Here is a 19,471-nt window from a genome sequence, read left to right as displayed (position 1 = left end):
CGCGTGTGATTCCTCGTTCCTCGGAATGACAAGATTGAGAAAAAGTAATTTTTTGCCACAGATTAAAGGATTAAAATGATTTGCAAAGCTTTAGAGAAATCTGTGATAATCATTTAATCTGTGGCAAAAAAAATCTTGTAATTCGGGGCAAAAAAAACGCCCGAATTTATCGGGCGTTTTAATAAAAATATATTTTTTAGATTTTCTCAATCCATTTTCTTGCGTTAACAAAAGCTTCGTGCCAAGGCGAAACCTCGTCATTTCTGTCTTTTGGATAATGAGCCCAGTTCCATTGAAAAGTCGAACGTTCAATGTGAGGCATCATTACTAAATGTCTTCCTGTTTTATCACACATCATTGCCGTGTTGTAGTCAGATCCATTTGGGTTTGCAGGATATCCTTCGTAAGCATATTTAGAAACAATGTTGTAGTTTTCTTCAGCAAGAGGTAAATTGAATTTTCCTTCTCCGTGAGAAACCCAAACTCCTAAAGTACTTCCGGCTAAAGTTGATAACATAACCGAATTATTCTCCTGAACTTTTACAGAAGTAAAGATGCTTTCGTGTTTGTTACTTTCGTTATGAAGCATTTTTCCGTGAACTTCATGCTCTGGATTAATCACTTCCAATTCCATAAACAATTGACATCCGTTACAGATTCCAACAGATAAAGTATCTTCTCTTTTGAAGAATTTATCCAAAGCTGTTTTTGCTTTTTCATTGTATAAGAAAGCTCCCGCCCAACCTTTAGCAGAACCTAAAACATCTGAGTTAGAAAATCCTCCAACTGCACCAATAAACTGAATATCTTCAAGAGTTTCACGACCAGAAATTAAATCCGTCATGTGAACATCTTTTACATCAAAACCGGCTAAGTACATGGCATTTGCCATTTCACGCTCAGAATTACTTCCTTTTTCACGAATAATAGCTGCTTTTGGTCTTGGTTTAGAATTGTCAATTTCTGGTTTTTTTCCTGTAAAGTGCGCTGGGAAAGTATATTGTAAAACTTGATTTTTATAGTTTTCGAAACGTGCTTTTGCTCTTCCGTTTTTAGATTGTTTTTGATCTAATAAATAAGAAGTTTCGAACCAAATATCTCTGTAAGTTGGAATATCTAATTTGTAATCACCAAATTCTAAAGTTGCAGTTTCCTGAACTGAACCAATTTTGAAGAATTCGATATTGTTAGCTTTCAATTTAGCTTCAACAGCTTCATCAGATTTAGCTTGAAAAACAATTCCGATATTTTCAGCGAAAAGGATTTTTAATAAGTCTTTTTCCGCGAAAGCGCTGAAATCAATTTTTGCTCCAAGATTTACATCAGCAAAACACAATTCTAATAAAGTTGTAATTAAACCACCGCTTCCGATATCGTGTCCGGCTAAAATTTGGCTTTCGCCGATTAATTCCTGAACTGTATTAAAAGCATTTTTGAAGAAAGCAGCGTCTTTTATAGTAGAAGTTTCGTTTCCGATTGTGTTTCTGATTTGTGCAAAAGATGAACCTCCAAGTTTGAAATCATCCTGAGACAAATTGATATAATAGATAGAATCTCCGTTTTTCTGTAAAACCGGTTCAACTACTTTTCTAATATCTGTACAGTTTCCTCCAGCCGAAATAATAACCGTTCCCGGCGCGATTACTTCGTCGTTTGGATATTTTTGTTTCATCGAAAGTGAATCTTTTCCTGTTGGAATATTGATTCCCAATTCGATTGCAAAATGGGAACAACCTTCAACGGCAGCGTACAAACGAGCGTCTTCACCTTCGTTTTTACAAGCCCACATCCAGTTTGCAGATAATGAAATTCCTTTTAAACCATCTTTAATTGGCGCCCAAACAATGTTTGATAATGATTCTGCAATAGCATTTCTACTTCCTGCAACCGGATCAATCAAAGCAGCGATAGGAGCGTGTCCAATAGAAGTTGCGATTCCTTCTTTTCCTAAATAATCCAGCGCCATAACCCCAACATTATTCAAAGGCAATTGTAACGGACCTGCATTTTGTTGTTTAGCCACTTTTCCACCTACACAACGGTCAACTTTATTCGTTAACCAGTCTTTTGAGGCAACAGCTTCTAAACGTAAAACGTCTTGTAAATATTTTTCGAAATCTGCCTTGTCATAAGCAACATCAGCATATTTTCTATCGATAGTTTTATCAGTCATAACCGTTTTAGGAGAACTTCCGAAGAAATCTTCTAAAGCATAATCCATCGGTTTTGAACCATTTGATTTAGATTCGAATGTAAAACGGTGATCTCCCGTAACATCTCCAACCTGATACATTGGCGAACGCTCTCTGTCGGCGATTCTTTGTAAAGTATCAATATCTTTTTGACCAATAACCAATCCCATTCTTTCTTGAGATTCGTTACCAATAATTTCTTTTGCAGAAAGTGTAGGGTCTCCAACAGGTAATTTATCCAAATCGATTAAACCTCCAGTTTCTTCTACTAATTCAGAAAGACAGTTTAAGTGTCCGCCCGCTCCGTGATCGTGAATCGAAACAATTGGGTTATTGTCGCTTTCAACCAAACCACGAATCGCGTTTGCAGCACGTTTTTGCATTTCTGGATTTGAACGTTGGATTGCATTTAATTCAATTCCTGAACCAAAAGCTCCGGTATCTGCAGATGAAACCGCAGCTCCACCCATACCAATTCTATAATTTTCTCCACCAAGAATTACGATTTTATCACCTTCTTGTGGTTTCTTTTTAATTGCCTGATCTAATTTTCCGTAACCAATTCCTCCCGCTTGCATGATTACTTTATCGTAACCAATTTTACGGTCGTTTTCTGAATGTTCGAAAGTTAAAACTGAACCTGTAATAAGCGGTTGCCCGAATTTATTTCCGAAATCAGAAGCTCCGTTTGAAGCTTTGATCAAAATATCCATTGGAGTTTGGTACAACCATTTTCTTTCTGCCACAGCATTTTCCCATTTTCTGTCATTATTTAAACGAGAATATGAAGTCATGTAAACTGCTGTTCCAGCTAATGGAAGTGAACCTTGACCACCAGCTAAACGGTCACGAATTTCTCCTCCTGAACCTGTTGCAGCTCCGTTGAAAGGCTCAACTGTTGTTGGAAAATTGTGTGTTTCTGCTTTTAAAGATAAAACCGAATCAAATTCTTTTATCTCGTAATAATCTGGTTTGTCAGCTGTTTTTGGTGCAAACTGCTGCACTTTTGGTCCCTTTACAAAAGCAACGTTGTCTTTGTAAGCAGACACTATATCGTTAGGATTTTCCTGTGATGTCTTTTTAATTAATTTAAAAAGAGAAGTTTCTTTTTCTTCACCATCAATTACAAAAGTTCCGTTGAAAATTTTGTGACGACAGTGTTCTGAATTCGCTTGAGAGAAAGCAAAAATCTCAGAATCAGTTAACTTTCTTCCTAGTTTTACAGCAAGATTGTCTAAGTAATCAACTTCTTCCTGACTTAAAGCCAAACCTTCAACTTTGTTGTAAGTGGCAATATCATCGATTTCCAAAATTGGTTCTGGTTGAACATTAATCGTGAAAATTTCCTGATCTAATTGATTGAATTTTTGTGAAAGCATTGGATCAAAATCAGTGAAATCTTCCGTTGCCGGATGAAATTCTTCAATTCTGATAATGCCCGGAATACCCATATTTTGAGTAATTTCTACAGCATTTGTACTCCAAGGGGTGATCATTGTGGCGCGAGGACCAACAAAAAAATCCGTCAATGCGGATTTTTCGATCTTATTAGAGTTGGCAAAAAGCCAGTTTAGTTTTGAAATGTCTTGAGCCGAAATTTCGTTTTGCGTTTGTACGGCAAAAACAGTTTTGCTTTGGTTTTCAAAGAAATGGATCATTGTGATGTGTAGTTTGTTGTATTGAGGTGCAAATTTAGTGTAAATAAATAGCAAGCGCAAATTTGAAAACAAACTCTTTTGAAAAAAAATTACAGGATTTTTTGAACCATATAAGTTATATAAGTTCATTTTAGAAGTTTATTTTTTAATCTCGCAAAGTCCTAAAGTTGCAAAGTTTTAATTAAAGTAATCATTAATTGCCCTGTTTGTCATTTCGACGAAGGAGAAATCTCCGCGAGAAGCTCTACAAAGATTTGACTCTCGTTGCGGAGATTTCTCCTTCGTCGAAATGACATAAAATGAGAATAAACTTTGCCTCTTAGCTCCTTCTCGGCAAAATTTACTTTGGAAAAACAGCACTCTGATAAGCTCCTAAATCTGGTGGGGAAGTTCTCGTAACTCCTAAAATATCTTGCGGAATAATATACGCCTGATTCCCTTTCGCGAAAGCGGCAGAAGTATTATCGATGTTAAATTTATTCTGCGAAACATTATAGAACTTCGGATTTCCGTTTAGAATAATGTTATTGTAATGTACAGCATCAGTTTTAAATTGATAATCCGGATTTGTTGTCGTACTGCTAAATTTTAACAAGCAATTGTTTAATTGATAAACAAATGCTGCACTTGTATTTTTATTCAAATTAAATTCGTTTGTTCCCGAGCCATAAATAATACAATTATTGAAAGTTGCTTGTGTCAAAGGATTTGTTTCTGGAGTTTGGCCAGCAAGATTGTTGCTTAGATTAACTGCAAATTGCGCACTTCCTGACCAACTATTATTAAAAGTACAGTGCGTGAAACTGTAATTTCCGCCATAAACGCAGGATAAACTTGCTAATCCGGCATAATTAATTACAATGTTTTCTCCGTTTATGCGCGCATTTTGAGCTAGTATTCCGTATTCGACGCAATTGTAAATTTGTGTGTTTTTTAATTGAATTGTAGTATTGTCTTGATTTTTTATATTCAAACCAATAATGGCATTTTTTAAAGTAAGATGATTTATGGTATGATTTGTACTTCCGTTGGATAAAATAACAGAATTCCATTGTCCTGGAATGTCATCATAAAGTGATTCTAATCTGTCCCCTTCAAAAACAACTTCATTTTCTAATTTATCAGTTGTCGATACCGTTCCATTGATGTGTAACGAAGCTTTGTTGTCTATATAAAGTCCTGAATTAGCATGAAAAAAAACTCGTGCTCCGGCTTCAAAAGTAACTGTTTTGCTTTGAGGAACTCCAGCAAATCCATAAATAACATAAGGTTTCTGTTTGGTAAAAAGTAACTCATTTCCGTTTACAGGATCGTTTTCATTCAAATAAAAACCATCAACAGCTTTTCCGTCAATTTGAATTTTTTCTTTAGTTCCGTCAGGATTTTGTTTTGGATATAAAAAAACAGCATCTTGTATTAAAGTAACGAGGGCAACTTGCTGAAGATTGGCACCGCTGTCGAACTGAATTTCATCGGTATACAAAAAATCAGTTGGATTAGCATCTGTAATATCTGCAGTAGTTTCTATAAAAATATACAAACTGTCTTTGGCTAAAAGCGTAACATCTTTAAAAATTTTACCATTATTACCACTCATTCCGTCAACAGTCATTCGGTATTTTGAGCTTAAACCTTTTTTGAGTTGAATTGTTGGAATCGAAATGTCATTTTTACTTCTATTATAAACCTTAAGTTGGTAAGTGCTTGAACCAATGTTTTTAAAAACAGTATCTAAGTAAACAGTGTCTTTTGAAAACTTTAAATCTCCGGAGCTGGCAACGGTGTCAAAATCAGTTCGGCAAGAACTAAAAGCTAGAATTATTCCGAAAATAAAAAGTACAAAGTATTGACGCATTTTTGAATAGTTTTTTTGCCACAGATTAAAAAGATTTTACCTACTGTTTTAAAATAAATAATCCGTGTAAGTCTGTGTAATCTGTGGCGAAAAAAAAGATTTTGGCGACAGATTATATTTGATTGTTTTTGTAAAAATAGCAAAAAACTGACAGGTTCTTAAATGATTTTTAATTTAGGATTGGATTTTCTGATTTGTATCTCTTCTTTTCTTTAATTTTACGATTTTAAAGCCTATTTTAATGAATTATACAAAAGAGCAAATATTAGAGCGTTGCAATCAGTTTTCTAAAAACACTTTGATGGAAACGCTAAAAATTGAATATATTGATGCTGGCGAAGATTTTCTAACGGCTAAAATGCCTGTTAATCCAAGCGTTCATCAACCAATGGGATTGTTACATGGAGGCGCATCGGTGGCTTTGGCCGAAAGTGTAGGCAGTGCTGCATCATTCTTTTTTATCGACCCAAAAGAGCAGGAAGTTCGAGGAATTGAAATTTCGGCAAATCACTTAAAAAGTATTCGTGAAGGTTGGGTTTTTGGAACTGCACGTATTATTCATAAAGGAAGAAGTATTCATCTTTGGGAAATTAAGATTACAGATGAAGAAGGAAATTTGATTTCGCTTTGTAAGCTGACGAATATGGTTTTGGACAGAAAGAAAACAGAATAGAAATTATGAATGACTTTTTTTCGACAATAAAAAAACATCAAGAACAAAATTTACCTTTTGTAATTTATTCTAAACCTAACTCTTCGAGTATTTTTGCGTTTTTACAGCAGAACGATACTTTGTACACGGTTTCAGATTATAGCGAGAAAGGGTTCGTTTTTGCTTCTTTTGATGAAAAACAACTTGTTTTAATTCCCGAAAGCGAATCTAAAATTATTAGTGCAGAGCAAACGAAAGTTGATTTTAATCCCGTAGAAATTGAAGATTTAAATTTTGATGCTGAGGCTAAACTTCAGTATGAAAATTTAGTCGAAAAAGGGGTAGAAGCGATTAAAAATGAAGAGTTCAAGAAAGTTGTTTTGTCAAGAAGTGAAAAAGTTGATTTAGTTAATTTTGACTTTAATATAGCTTTTCAACGATTAATACATTTATATCCTGCTACTTTTTCGTATTGTTTTTTTCATCCGCAAATTGGACTTTGGATGGGGGCAACGCCTGAACAATTATTAAAGGCGAGCGGAAATGTTTTTGAAACTACTGCTTTGGCAGGAACTCAAAAGGCCAATTTGGAAACTGAAATTTCTTGGCTGCAAAAAGAAAAAGACGAACAGCAATATGTTACAGATTTTATTGTAAAAAGACTACGCGAAGTTGCGTCGTCTGTTGTGGTTACAGAACCTTACAGTTTAAAAGCTGGATCGATTTGGCATATTAAAACTGATATATCGGGAGTTTTAAATGAAAATTCGACTTTAGAAGAAGTGATCGATACATTGCATCCTACGCCGGCGGTTTGTGGTTTGCCAAAGAAAAAAGCAAAAGCATTTATTATCGAAAACGAAAATTACGACAGAACTTTTTATACCGGTTTTCTGGGGGAATTAAATAGCAGTTTTGCAAAGAATATCAATAGCTCTGATTTATTTGTAAATTTACGTAGTATGCAAATCAAGGATAATAAAGCAATATTATATATGGGTTGCGGAATTACAAAAGAAAGTATTCCTGAAAAGGAATGGGAGGAAAGCGTTAATAAATCAATGACAATGAAAAAGGTTTTGAGAAAGTAAAAAGAGTCTCAGTTTTCAGTCTCAGTAAACAGTTAAACTGTGATTGCGACTGTGACTGAAAACTGAGACTGAGACTTGAAGCTTGAAATCTGAAATAAGCAAAAATAAAAAAACATAATGAAGTTAGATATATTAGCCTTTGGCGCACATCCGGATGATGTAGAGTTAGGTTGTGCGGGAACAATTTTAAAAGAGGTGTCTCTGGGTAAAAAAGTTGGAATCGTAGATTTAACGCGAGGAGAATTAGGAACTCGTGGAACTGCCGAGATTAGAGATCAGGAAGCAAAAGATGCTGCAAAGATATTAGGAGTTTTGGTACGTGAGAATTTAGCAATGCGCGATGGCTTTTTTGTAAATGACGAAAAACATCAATTGGAGGTTATTAAGATGATTCGAAAATACAAACCCGAAATAGTATTGTGTAATGCTGTTGACGATCGTCATATTGATCACGGAAAAGGAAGTAAGTTGGTTTCTGATGCTTGTTTCTTGTCTGGGTTAATGAAAATCGAAACTTCGATTGATGGAGTGAATCAGGAAGCTTGGAGACCTAAGTTTGTTTATCATTATATTCAATGGAAAAATATTGTTCCGGATTTTGTAGTGGATATAACTGGTTTTGAAAAAAAGAAGGTAGAGGCAGTTTTGGCTTATAAAACTCAATTTTATGATGCAAATTCAAAAGAACCTGCTACGCCAATTACAAGTAAAAACTTTTTAGAAAGCTTAAATTATCGTGCGCAAGATTTAGGAAGGCTAATTGGTAAAGATTTTGCCGAAGGTTTCACTGTTGAAAGGTGTTTGGCTATCAATAGTTTAAGTGATTTGATATAATTTTTTTCATTTTTTGATGAAAATTTTTCAGTTTTTCCTTTGTAGAAGTAAACCTTTGTTATATATTTGCACTCGCAAAGAAAAAATGGTGGTTGTAGCTCAGCTGGTTAGAGTATTGGTTTGTGGTGCCGAGGGTCGCCGGTTCGAACCCGGTCAGCCACCCAGATTTTTGAAAAGCCTTGAAGAAATTCAAGGCTTTTTTTTATGCGTTATTATTTTTCAAGGTTACAACGGATCAAAGAAACCTGTGGAGAGAGAATGCTAAGTTTTTTTCTTATTCTTAGCTTTTATAAAAGACAAAGTTCACAAAGCTTTGTGTTGACTTAACTTTGCGAACTTTGCGCTTTAAAAGCATTCTTAGATTGAAATCTTTGTGTTCTTTGCGGTAAAAAAACAATTAAGGGAATATATTTTATGTTTCGTTACAGTATTTAACGTTGATCCGTTTCGTCTTTGAAAGACCAATCTTATGAATGATTTTCGATGGTTGAAAACTTGTGGAATATCTGTAACAATAAAAACCACTAGTTAACTAATAAAAGACAGAATTTAAAAAGCTGTTTTTATGCGATATGTTTTTTAACGGATGCCGATATTTTCATCGAGATATCATCCATTTGAGCATATCTTCTGCGGTAAAAAGCTCGCTTGTGTGACTTGATCTCTTCCATTGATTTACGGGAAGATATTAAAGGAAGTTTAAACCAACCTTCACTGTTTTGTTCTCCGCCTGATTCATTCCAAATGGTATCGTAATCAAATTTTATTGTATGCAGCCAAGGAAGATGTATAGCATGCTTTTGACGATAAGCGTGAATAGAATCTCCTGCACCATATACACTGGTGCATCCTAATTGTTTAGAAAACTCTTGGATGGCAAAAATAATAAGCGATTTAGGGCGCAATCCGTTTAGCAGTTTTTGAGCCATTTTTGATGAATTTTCAGAATTTTGTTTGCTTCCCTGAACACAGCCAATTCTGCAAATCCATTGTTGATAGTTAATTTCTTCAAATGAACAAGCAGCAGCTACGATTCGTCCTCCAAGCTCATTGCATTCAAATGAAAAAACTAATTCACCTTCTTTGCGGAATCTTTCATCATATCCTAAAGTTAACGATGCTTTAATTTCATCATTGAGATTAAAATTAGCTAACTCTAAAACTTCACCGGATTTAATTAATTGTTTAAAAGTTTCACTTTTGCTCAAAATAAATTTATAAGTATCACAGATTACTTTTGTTTTTTGTTCCTTCGTCCATTTGGTCGACATGTAAACTCTATATGGTTTTATATAAATCCTTTTACGATGTTTCGTTATAAAAGAAAAATCTGGTGATTTTAGAATTTTGTGCCACTTAGATGTAAAGTTTGGATTTGTGAGGGCACCAAAGAAGCTTTTTAATTGTTGTTTTCTTCGATAGCTCCTTTTTTCATTTGCAAAGGCAACAGATGCATGTAGCCAGCCATGTGTTGCAGCGGAAATAATTGGAATACTTGTTGCAATTTTTGTAAAAGTGGAATCCGATCCTATTAAATATTCATCATAGGGTTTTTCTTGTTTTTTCTCTAGCATTATCCTTCAATTAATTTGATTAAGTTGAAAAAACTTTACACTCCTGAGTTCTAATGATTGTTTTATTAAATAATCATATTCGCCCCATTTTTAACTTGAGGCATGACTCAGAAAAGAGCTTGAATTTTCGTCGGCTAAATTAAAAAGAATATCGCTATAAGAAAGTTTAATCTTACAAAAAAAAAGAAGAATAATTTTTTGTTTAAAGGTAAGTCGTATAAATTATTATTTATAAAAGAATACCCATAATTAATTATAAATTGTGCGTTGTTTTAATCTATACTTTTGGAAATTCATTTTTAAAAAATATCATTATTGATGTGAATTTGTTACATCTGGTAAACTTTATCGTATAATTGATTAATGATCAAAAAAAAAACATGACAGCTAAGTCATGTTTTTCATTTGGTTATTATAGTTTGGTTTATGAATTATCTTATTTCATCAAAAGTATTTCCTTGATTAATATCTCCGGTTTTGAAACCTTTTTTAAACCAGTACATTCTTTGTTCAGATGTACCGTGTGTAAATGAATCGGGCACTACGTGTCCTTGCATTTTGCTTTGTATTGCATCGTCTCCAACCGCATTTGCGGCACTTAAAGCTTCTTCAATATCGCCAGCTTCTAAAATTTGTTGATTATCATGTGCCCATACACCAGCATAAAAATCAGCTTGCAATTCCAGCGCAACAGAAAGTTTATTCGCTTGGGCTTCACTTTTTCCTTCTTGTGCCTGTCGCGTTTTTGCCGATGTTCCAAGTAAGGTTTGTATATGATGGCCTATTTCGTGAGCAATAACGTAAGCAATGGCAAAATCACCACCCTTAGCACCAAATTTAGTTTTTAGTTCTTCGAAGAAATCTAAATCCATATATACTATTTGATCTCCCGGGCAATAAAATGGTCCAGAAGCTGATGATGCTCCACCGCAAGCAGTGTTTACAGAGCCTTTAAAAAGTACCAATTTCGGTTTTTTATAGGTCAATCCTTGCTCTGCGAAAACTTTGTCCCAAGTGTCTTCGGTTTTAGCCAGCACAGATCTTACAAAATGTCCCATTTCTTCATCTTCTTTACTTAAGGGAGCTGCAGTTTCAGTTTGATTTGATTGAGAACCTTGCATTTGTTCTAGAATTGGAGTTATCATTTGAGCATTTTCTCCACCAAAAACATTTACTAATAAAATAATAATACCGATAATTCCACCTCCTACAATGGTTTTTCCTCCAGAAGACATTCCTCTTCGGTCTTCGACATTGTCACTTTCCCTTGTGCCTTTCCATTTCATATTAAATTGTATTTTAGCTTATTGAGTTTTGCGATGTACGAATTTATATATTTTTTTAGAATAACAGCTAATCAGATGCAATTTTGTTTTTAACTATTTTAACCATTTCGTCATAGCTTCCTCTACAGTGCCTTTCATTATGGGTTTAGAGATATAATCGTTCATTCCGGCAGACAAACATTTGTTTCTTTCTTCTTTTTCAGTACCTGCCGTTACGGCAATTATCGGAATTTCTTTTCCTGTGTTCGTGTTCCTTATGGCTCTAGTACTTTCATAACCATTCATAATTGGCATTTGAATGTCCATAAAAATAAGATCAGGATTTATGGCTTCAAATTGCGTTACAGCTTCATATCCGTTTTCACATTCGTATATATAGGCAGTGCTATATAGATTTTTAACAATGGTTTTTAATAATAGCATGTTTACTTTATTGTCTTCTACTATTAAAAATGTAAATTTTTTGTGATCGTGGTTTATGTTGTTGGTATTAAGTTTGAAATTGTTCTTTTTACGTTCGGCGTTATATTTTTCGTTAATACTTTGATTGCTTGTTTTTAAATTTAAATCAAAGTAGAAAATGCTTCCAATATCTATTTTGCTTTCAAGTTGCAGTCGGCTTTCCATTAAAGCTAGTAATTGATTGGAAATTGTTAATCCTAAACCGGTCCCTCCAAATTTTCTCGTTGTAGAACTATCTTCTTGCGAAAAAGCTTTAAAAATCTTTTTTTGATTTTTTTCAAGAATTCCAATTCCGGTATCAATTACAGAAAATCGAATGATACAATTGTTATTTTTATTTTTTTCAACAACAGAAACATTCAGTTTGATAAAACCTTCATTCGTGAACTTTACGGCATTTGAAAGTAAATTGATCAAAATTTGTTTTATTCTCACAATATCTGTCCAGATATATTTAGGAACATCATGATCTATATTCAATTCTAGTTGCAGATTTTTTTGGTTCGATTCGTAAACAATTAAATCAAAAACCTGTCCGAGTACTTTTTTAATATCGTACAAATCAATAAACAGTTCCAGTTTTCCCGCTTCAATTTTAGAAAAATCAAGTATGTCATTAATAATATCAAGCAATGAATGTGCTGATTGATTAATAGTGGTCATGTACTTTTCCTGAATTTCTCCCAAGTCGGTTTTCATCAATAAATGCGTAAAACCAATGATCCCGTTTAAAGGCGTTCTAATTTCATGCGACATATTGGCTAAAAAGTCTGACTTAGATTTGTTGGCAGCTTCTGCAAGTTGTTTTGCTTTTATGGCGTCTTCAGTTACTTTTTTATTGGTAATATCGAAATAAATTCCGCCAACAAATTCAATTTCATCCCCTTTTTTAATAACATCCCCAAATTCTTCTATCCAGATATATTCGCCTGTTTTTCGTCGAATACGGTAAATATTATGAAGCGGCATTCCGTTTTGTAAATTATCAATTTGATTATTGATTACGTCATTTTTATCCTCAGGATGTATAAGTGATAAGAATGATAAATTGTTCTCAATAAATTCTGATTTAGAATAGCCGGTTAGGTTTAAAATCTCATCATTAAGAAATATTTTGGTAGAGAAAGCATCAAATTTTGATAAGTAAACGGTGCCTGGAATATTATTGGCGATTAGTTTGAATTTCTCTTCGCTTTCAATGATTTTGGTTTCATTTCGGTTTCTTTCTAAAGCCGATGAAATATTGTTGGCCAGAACCTGAAAAATGTAAATTTCTTCCTCAGACCATTTTCTTTCTTTTGTACAATCATCAAAACCAATAAAACCAATAAATATATCATCGATGTACAAAGGCAAAATCAAAATGGACTTTATTTCGTTGTCAATTAATAATTGTTTAAAAAAAGTATCACCAAGTTTTCGAGTATGCGTGTTAACGATTTTTTTATTGTGCGCCGCCTCGTAAATTTCTTGTAAATGATTTTTTGTAAGTTGTTGTATTTTGGTTATTTGGTGTTCGATTCCTTCTCTTGACCATTTGTATTTTTGACTTACAGTATCATTTGTAAGGTCTTTTTCGTAGTAATACATATGATCGACTCTGGCAGCTTTACCAATTAGCTCATATGTTTCGTGAAACATTTCGTGCGGAGTCTTGCTCAATAAAAATTTCTCTGTACAAAGTGAAAGTGCCGAAAGTAGTTGACTTTTAAATTCTAATCTTCGCTCAGCTTCTAGACGCATCTGTGAAGAAAAAGCCAATGAAATTATGTCAGAGATGGTTCTGGCATAATTAATATCTTCATTGTCCCATTCTCTTTTTTCCTCAGTAGTTTCAAAGCAAACTACACCAATCAATTGACCACTCAAAAATACAGGAACATCAAGCATTGATTTGATGTGATTTTTTGTGAAGTAAAGTTTTTGAAACTCAGATGTTTCTAGTTTATTAAAAACATCAGGAGCATTAATAATGGTTTTGTTTTTTAAGGTTTCAAAATAAATTGGGTAGGATTCTTTATCCAGAATTTTTTTATCGCTTAAGTTTTGATTGTCAATACTAAACAAGTTTTTACAACTGATTAAATCTTTATTGTATTTCCAGAAACTTACGCGATTTGTTTTAGTTGCTGTCGCAGCTTCTTTTATAATAAAATCGATGACATTGTTTAAATTATCGTAAAGACTAAAGTTTGTTGTGGATAATTTACTCGTAGAATTGTTATAGGCCTCAATTTTTTTTAGCCTCTTTTTTTTGTCATTTTCAATGTTTCTAATGTCGGTAATATCTCGCGCTATGCCTGCATAACCAATAGTTTGACCTAAATCATTTTTACGGATAATGATCTTTTGCGAAATCCATATTCTTTTTCCATTTTTCTTTAAAATTGGAATTTCAATTGTTGGAAAATTATTTTCGTTGAGTTCTAAGTTTTCATAAAAGTCAACGGCATTTCGCTGATAATTTTCATGAATAAAATTGGAGTAATGTTGCGAAATAATTTCATTTTCTGAATAGCCCAGAATAGAAAAACCAAAATCATTTATAAATGTAAAATAGCCATCGGCATCGACTTCAAAAATAATATCAGTTGCGGTTTGAATCAAGTTTTTGTATTGATCTCGAACAATAGTTTGTTCTGTAACATCTTGACCAATACTGATAATTAAATCATCAGAGAATTTTTTATCTTTCCATTGAATGTATTTAAACTCACCATTTTTGCTTTTTAATTTCCTGATGTAAAGTTTGTCCTCTTCATGCGTTAAAGCTTCAAGGTTTTCAATAAAGTCAATTCCTTTGGTTAGTTTCCAAAACTTTAATCCCATAACTTCATCAGGTAAATAGCCTAAAATAGAGGTAATGGTTTCGCTGCAAAATAAAACTTCGTTCTTGTTGTTGGTTGCAATAGTAAGCGAATTTCCTTTGTGTACGATTTCATTAGTAAATCTATAATTATCCCGATTGTTTAATAATACGGCATATCGTACTTGATTGATAATAAAAATTAAAATGCAAAAATTGATTAAGAGTACAGAAGATTTTACTGAAATTAAATGAAAAAATACAGTTACTGATAGAAAGCAAAAAACTAAACTTATAAAAATCCAATAAATCTTTATGGGTTTTAAGATGCCGTAAGAAAAGTAAAAAGAAATTAAAAAGACAATTATGGGTACAACATCATTAGGAAGTCTAATAATATTGCTGGCAACATAAGTTATATAAACAAAGAAAAAGAATATAAATATTGGCTGGATTTTTTCGCGTAGAAATTTTATTTTATCTGTTGCAAAATAAATAAGAAGCACGGCAAAACCAATTGCTACATTTTGAATTAATAAGCTTTTTGGCCGGATTTTAAAAATCTCATTTATAATCTCAATAAGGATAACGGCAATACCAAAAAATAAAATATAGAGTTGATACTCTCTACTTTCAGTTTCTATTTCTGGTTTCTTTTCGATAAAATAACCAATTCGTGCTTTGATTTTAAAGAACTGATAAACCAGAAGAAAGAGAAAACCAAACAAGGCCAAGCCTAAGATAATAAGCTTAGGATTGTTGAAAAAAATTATGTTGGAAGAAAAGACGTACCAATTCATCATAATTGATTTCAGGGCACCACCAAGCAAGGCAATTCCTGAAATCAACGAATTGAAAATACTATAGTCTTCTACCATAGATATTGGGGATATGTTTGGTTTACTAATTAGTTTTTTGAAAATTTCGGTAGAGTAGGTTAGGCTCCTTTTTTATCCGATATTTTCTATTTTATTAAAAATCAGATTGTCCGATAGAATCAATAGGATCTTCTTTATCAATATTAAAAATGGCACAATATATAGCGTAAGTCATCGAATAGGTAAACGGAATTGTAAATAATATTCCGATACAGAGCGCTATAAGTCCAACAAAAAATGCAACAACAATCATAATCATTAAGCCTAACAATACTAGTGGTTGTTTACTAATAATAATGAAGCTTGATTTTATAGCATTAAAAGCACTTAGATTTCCAAATATAATAAGTGGAAGGGTTAAAAACGTAAAAAATGTAATTGTTAGTGAAATTAGTAATCCAAGACTATTTAATTTTTGAATTTCTAACAAGGATGTTATTACAACACTTATTAAAGAAATAATAAAAGTTGCCAAAAAGATTTGCGAAAAATGATGCGTTCTATAATAGCTAAAAATCGTTGAAACATTGAATTCCTGATCTTTGTCTGCACAATCAGCCATTTTTAAAAATCCAGCTGTAAAAGGACTGAAAATTGCCGAAACAAATGCTGATACTACAATGTAATATATTAAATGAATTTGAGACAAATTTTCAGGTTTTATACTTAGAATATTGGCATTGGTTAATTTATCGAATCCTATAATAGCCCCTAAAATACCGTAGGCAAGCAAACCAAATAAAATTGAAAAGACTAATAATATTAATCCGGCATAAAGAGCAATTTTTTTATAATTTTCGAAAGCATGATTAAAAACATTTGAAAAATCTAGTGCATAACCGTGATTTTTAATGTCATTGATTTGATCAAGAGTGGATTTCATTATTTAATAGGTAAAATTATTTTATAGTCTAATGATTTAGTTAGATTTATCATGCGTAAATATAATATTTTAAATCAATTCCGTATAAAAATCTACAAAACAATACTGAAATGTTTTAGTCTATTAAATCCAGTCTAATAATCGTTTAAGAGAAGTAAGTTTGTCTTTGTAAGGAGCGTACCTCATAGGGAGATCGAGCCAGTTGGCTTTTTTTACGACAGGTTTATGATGTGAAAAAGTATCAAAGCTTAATTGACCGTGATAGGCTCCAATACCGCTATGACCAACGCCTCCAAAGGGAAGTCTTTTATTAGAAAAATGAACAACTGTATCGTTTATGCAACCTCCGCCAAATGAGTACTTTTTGATTAGATTTTGAGCAAAGTATTTGTTTTCGCTAAAAATATAAAAAGCAAGAGGTTTTTCGTAGCGACTTACCACCTTTTCAATGTCGGCCTCAGTTTCGTAAATAAGAATAGGCAAAATAGGACCAAATATTTCTTCTTTCATTACCGGACTGTCCAAAGCAGGTTCTTCGATTAAAGTTGGCGAAATATAAAGTTTTTCTGCATCCGTTTCTCCTCCATAAATTACTTTTTCGCGCTCGATCATGCTATCCAGCCTCACCCAGTTTTTGGTATTAATAATACGGGCAAAATCTGGAGATTTCTCCATTTTATTACCGTAAGCTTTTATGATTTCTTCGATTAAAAAAGAAACGAAATTAACCTTCATATTTTTTTGAACCAAAATATAATCGGGAGCAATACAGGTTTGACCAGCGTTAATAAATTTTCCCCAAACAATACGTTTGGCTGCAAGTTTTAAATTGGCAGTTTCGTCAATAATACAAGGATTTTTTCCGCCAAGTTCTAAAGTTACCGGAGTTAAATTCTCGGCAGCAGCCCGGGCAACAACTTTACCAACAGAAACACTTCCGGTAAAGAAAATATAATCCCATCGTTGTGCTAACAGTTTATTCGAAACTTCGACGCCGCCTTCGATAACTTCAACATGGTTAACATGAAAAGTTTTCTCGATAATTTTAGCAATTACCGCTGATGTATGTGGAGTAAGTTCCGACGGTTTTAAAACAACTCTGTTTCCTGCAGCAACGGCTGAAATTAGTGGACATAAAGCTAATTGAAAAGGATAATTCCAAGGTGCAATAACCAGTACTTTTCCGTATGGCTCTTTATAGATATAATCAGTTGAAGGGAAATTAAGTAATGATGGAAAAACGCGTTTTCGTTGAGACCATTTATGTATATTTTTAATGGTGTCTTTTAGATCCGAAATGACATAATTCGTTTCGGTTAAAACAGCTTCAAATTCAGGCTTCTTAAAATCATCGTACAAAGCTTTTACAATTAAATCTTCGCTTTTTTGAATGTTGTACAATAATTTCTTTAGCGTTTCTTTTCTGTATCCGATGTCGTTTTTATAGTCCATTTTTTAGATTAACTTGTTTTTCTCTATGCAAGTTAATCGATAATTTTTGAAATTTTAACAAATAAATCATAAAATCACAAAGCATTCCAGATCGTCTCATCCGGAGTAGGTGCAATGATTGTAATGTTTTCTTTGGATACAGGATGGATAAAAACTAATTTGCGCGCATGAAGGTGAATTCCGCCATCAGGATTACTTCGGTCAAAACCATACTTTAAATCGCCTTTTATTGGAGATCCAATAGCAGATAATTGTGCACGAATTTGATGATGACGACCAGTATGTAAATTAATTTCCAGCGCCACATAATTTTGAAGTTCCTTAAAAACAGTATAATCTAAACTTGCCAGTTTACTGTCTGGAACTTCTTTTAAATGCGCTTTTGAAGTATTGTTCTTTTCGTTTCTTTTTAGATAATGAACGAGTTTTGCAGATTTTTCCTGAGGTTTATTTTTTACAACAGCCCAATACGTTTTTTGCGTTTCACGATTGCTAAACATTTCGTTCATTCTCGTTAAAGCTTTGCTTGTTCTGGCAAAAACTACGATTCCGGTTGTAGGGCGATCCAAACGATGAATCACACCTAAGAATACGTCTCCAGGTTTGTTGTATTTGTCTTTAATGTATTCTTTTACAATATCAGATAATGGCTTGTCGCCCGTTTTATCACCTTGCACAATATCGCCTACACGTTTGTTAACCACAATAATATGATTGTCTTCGTGTAATACTTGTAAGTTTTCTTTATTAGAAAGAATTTTCATTTTTAGACTTGTAGTAATTTTAAATTTTATATTGAAACCTGTAGGATTTGAATCTCTCGCAAAGACGCAAAGACGCAAAGTTTAAATTTGATTCTTTGCGTCTTTACAAGAAATAAGAGTGAAATTAAAAAGCTATGAACCTTTGTCACTTTGAGTCTTTGTTCCTGAAAAAAGAAACCTTAGAGCCTTAGCAACTCAGAACCTTAGCGCCTTAAAACTTAATATTGCTCCCCAGCATTAGGAAAATCACTAGACTTAACATCAGCAGCATATTGACCAATTGCTTTTGTCATTTCGTCGTATAAATTTAAATAACGACGTAAGAAACGTGGGCTAAATTCATTGTTCATTCCTAACATATCGTGAATAACCAAAACTTGACCATCAACACCACCTCCGGCACCAATACCAATAACTGGAATCGAAATACTTTCGGCAACTTTTTGAGCCAAATCAGCAGGGATTTTTTCTAAAACAACAGCAAAACATCCTACTTTTTCAAGTAATTTTGCATCTTCAATTAATTTTTCAGCCTCTTCCTCTTCTTTGGCACGAACGCTATAAGTTCCAAATTTGTAGATCGATTGAGGTGTTAAACCCAAATGCCCCATAACCGGAATTCCTGCGTTTAATATTTTTTTGATAGATTCTTTAATTTCTTTTCCTCCTTCAAGTTTTACAGCATGTCCGCCACTTTCTTTCATGATTCTAATAGCAGAACGCAAAGCTTCTTTTGGGTCAGATTGGTAACTTCCAAAAGGTAAATCTACCACAACTAAAGCTCTTTCTACAGCGCGAACTACAGATGAAGCGTGATAGATCATTTGATCTAAAGTAATTGGCAAAGTCGTTTCGTGACCAGCCATAACATTTGATGCAGAATCGCCTACTAAAATTACATCGACACCTGCGGTATCAACAATTTTTGCCATTGTATAATCGTAAGCGGTAAGCATAGAGATTTTTTCCCCATGGCTTTTCATTTCGATTAAGGATTTTGTAGTGATTCTTTTATAATCTTTTTTTGCAACTGACATTATGAGTGAGTTTTAGTTTTATGAATGATTTTAAAAGCTGAAATTAC

12 protein-coding genes and 1 tRNA gene are annotated in these 19,471 nt (G+C 33.3%); 4 read left to right on the top strand and 9 right to left on the bottom strand.

Going from position 1 to position 19,471, the window contains the following annotated elements; genetic code table 11:
- Positions 1–196: 196 nt before the first annotated feature.
- Together purL and IW18_RS02155 are read right to left on the bottom strand one after the other, a co-directional pair.
- The gene (gene purL, locus IW18_RS02160) at positions 197–3,850 is read right to left on the bottom strand and encodes a phosphoribosylformylglycinamidine synthase (protein ID WP_041516133.1); all 3,654 of its coding nucleotides are present in this window, start codon (positions 3,848–3,850) and stop codon (positions 197–199) included.
- Between the two features lie 340 nt (positions 3,851–4,190).
- On the bottom strand, positions 4,191–5,705 hold the full coding sequence (locus IW18_RS02155; protein ID WP_041515951.1) for a hypothetical protein: 1,515 nt from the start codon (positions 5,703–5,705) through the stop codon (positions 4,191–4,193).
- Between the two features lie 241 nt (positions 5,706–5,946).
- On the opposite strand from IW18_RS02155, the gene IW18_RS02150 reads away from it, so the two are divergent.
- From IW18_RS02150 to IW18_RS02135, 4 genes are all read left to right on the top strand, one after another.
- Complete coding sequence (locus IW18_RS02150; RefSeq protein WP_041515950.1) at positions 5,947–6,378, top strand: PaaI family thioesterase; 432 nt, start codon at positions 5,947–5,949, stop codon at positions 6,376–6,378.
- A 5-nt stretch (positions 6,379–6,383) separates the two neighbouring features.
- A complete protein-coding gene (locus IW18_RS02145; RefSeq protein WP_041515949.1) occupies positions 6,384–7,448 on the top strand; it encodes a chorismate-binding protein in 1,065 nt (354 codons plus the stop codon).
- A gap of 117 nt (positions 7,449–7,565) precedes the next feature.
- A complete protein-coding gene (gene bshB1, locus IW18_RS02140; RefSeq protein WP_041515948.1) occupies positions 7,566–8,282 on the top strand; it encodes a bacillithiol biosynthesis deacetylase BshB1 in 717 nt (238 codons plus the stop codon).
- 88 nt (positions 8,283–8,370) lie between these two features.
- A tRNA-His gene (locus tag IW18_RS02135) sits at positions 8,371–8,444 on the top strand.
- 401 nt (positions 8,445–8,845) lie between these two features.
- Here the strand turns inward: IW18_RS02135 and IW18_RS02130 are convergent.
- From IW18_RS02130 to panB, 7 genes are all read right to left on the bottom strand, one after another.
- Entirely contained in the window at positions 8,846–9,856 is a 1,011-nt protein-coding gene (locus IW18_RS02130) for a DUF535 family protein (RefSeq protein ID WP_052480055.1), read from the bottom strand.
- Positions 9,857–10,287: 431 nt separating this feature from the next.
- Positions 10,288–11,142, bottom strand: a complete 855-nt coding sequence (gene ypfJ / locus IW18_RS02125) for a KPN_02809 family neutral zinc metallopeptidase (RefSeq protein WP_041515947.1) — start codon at positions 11,140–11,142, stop codon at positions 10,288–10,290.
- Positions 11,143–11,235: 93 nt separating this feature from the next.
- Positions 11,236–15,288, bottom strand: a complete 4,053-nt coding sequence (locus tag IW18_RS02120; RefSeq protein ID WP_041515946.1) for a PAS domain S-box protein — start codon at positions 15,286–15,288, stop codon at positions 11,236–11,238.
- A gap of 94 nt (positions 15,289–15,382) precedes the next feature.
- Entirely contained in the window at positions 15,383–16,171 is a 789-nt protein-coding gene (locus IW18_RS02115; RefSeq protein WP_041515945.1) for a DUF2189 domain-containing protein, read from the bottom strand.
- 123 nt (positions 16,172–16,294) lie between these two features.
- Positions 16,295–17,623, bottom strand: a complete 1,329-nt coding sequence (locus IW18_RS02110) for an aldehyde dehydrogenase (protein ID WP_041515944.1) — start codon at positions 17,621–17,623, stop codon at positions 16,295–16,297.
- Positions 17,624–17,697: 74 nt separating this feature from the next.
- Positions 17,698–18,387: an RluA family pseudouridine synthase gene (locus tag IW18_RS02105; protein ID WP_041515943.1), complete on the bottom strand. Its 690-nt coding sequence runs from the start codon at positions 18,385–18,387 to the stop codon at positions 17,698–17,700.
- 218 nt (positions 18,388–18,605) lie between these two features.
- Positions 18,606–19,424, bottom strand: a complete 819-nt coding sequence (gene panB / locus IW18_RS02100; RefSeq protein WP_041515942.1) for a 3-methyl-2-oxobutanoate hydroxymethyltransferase — start codon at positions 19,422–19,424, stop codon at positions 18,606–18,608.
- Between the last annotated feature and the right edge of the window lie 47 nt (positions 19,425–19,471).

The organism is Flavobacterium hibernum, assembly GCF_000832125.1.
Lineage (GTDB): Bacteria > Bacteroidota > Bacteroidia > Flavobacteriales > Flavobacteriaceae > Flavobacterium > Flavobacterium hibernum.
The sequence above is the reverse complement of the archived record's forward strand: the minus strand, read 5'-3'. Positions and strand labels throughout refer to the sequence as shown.

Bases quoted from the DNA above. Each gene is read 5' to 3' on its own strand.
- purL (WP_041516133.1), bottom strand. From the start codon at position 3,850: ATGATCCATTTCTTTGAAAACCAAAGCAAAACTGTTTTTGCCGTACAA.
- IW18_RS02155 (WP_041515951.1), bottom strand. From the start codon at position 5,705: ATGCGTCAATACTTTGTACTTTTTATTTTCGGAATAATTCTAGCTTTT.
- IW18_RS02150 (WP_041515950.1), top strand. From the start codon at position 5,947: ATGAATTATACAAAAGAGCAAATATTAGAGCGTTGCAATCAGTTTTCT.
- IW18_RS02145 (WP_041515949.1), top strand. From the start codon at position 6,384: ATGAATGACTTTTTTTCGACAATAAAAAAACATCAAGAACAAAATTTA.
- bshB1 (WP_041515948.1), top strand. From the start codon at position 7,566: ATGAAGTTAGATATATTAGCCTTTGGCGCACATCCGGATGATGTAGAG.
- IW18_RS02130 (WP_052480055.1), bottom strand. From the start codon at position 9,856: ATGCTAGAGAAAAAACAAGAAAAACCCTATGATGAATATTTAATAGGA.
- ypfJ (WP_041515947.1), bottom strand. From the start codon at position 11,142: ATGAAATGGAAAGGCACAAGGGAAAGTGACAATGTCGAAGACCGAAGA.
- IW18_RS02120 (WP_041515946.1), bottom strand. From the start codon at position 15,288: ATGGTAGAAGACTATAGTATTTTCAATTCGTTGATTTCAGGAATTGCC.
- IW18_RS02115 (WP_041515945.1), bottom strand. From the start codon at position 16,171: ATGAAATCCACTCTTGATCAAATCAATGACATTAAAAATCACGGTTAT.
- IW18_RS02110 (WP_041515944.1), bottom strand. From the start codon at position 17,623: ATGGACTATAAAAACGACATCGGATACAGAAAAGAAACGCTAAAGAAA.
- IW18_RS02105 (WP_041515943.1), bottom strand. From the start codon at position 18,387: ATGAAAATTCTTTCTAATAAAGAAAACTTACAAGTATTACACGAAGAC.
- panB (WP_041515942.1), bottom strand. From the start codon at position 19,424: ATGTCAGTTGCAAAAAAAGATTATAAAAGAATCACTACAAAATCCTTA.